Annotated in this window: 1 protein-coding gene; it reads right to left on the bottom strand. The window is 67.0% G+C overall.

Annotated elements, in window-relative coordinates:
- Positions 1–261 (bottom strand): GLUG motif-containing protein (locus NLU14_RS22240; protein ID WP_275710698.1); only part of this gene is annotated, 261 nt, incomplete at both ends.

The raw sequence follows: 261 nt of genomic DNA, 5'->3' as shown, positions 1-261 counted from the left end.
GTCATAATAGCTGTTCGTCGCGCCGGCGCCGCTGCCGACCAGGCCGCCATATTCGCCGATCTCGCCGGTGACGTTGACCCAGCCCGTGGCGATGCTGTTGGCGAGGTTCGCGGAATTGACGCCGACGATCCCGCCGAGCTGGAAATAGCCTTGGACCGGCCCCAGCGAGAGCGTGTTGCTGATCCAGCCCCCATTGGTGTTCTCGCCCGCGATCCCGCCGGCCGATCCCGACTGGACCAGCACGGCCACGGCGCTGATCGA

The sequence above is a fragment of the Marinobacter iranensis genome (assembly GCF_029207565.1).
Classification (GTDB): Bacteria; Pseudomonadota; Gammaproteobacteria; order Pseudomonadales; family Oleiphilaceae; genus Marinobacter; species Marinobacter iranensis.
Note: the sequence above shows the minus strand (reverse complement) of the source record. Positions and strands in the feature narration are given on the sequence as shown.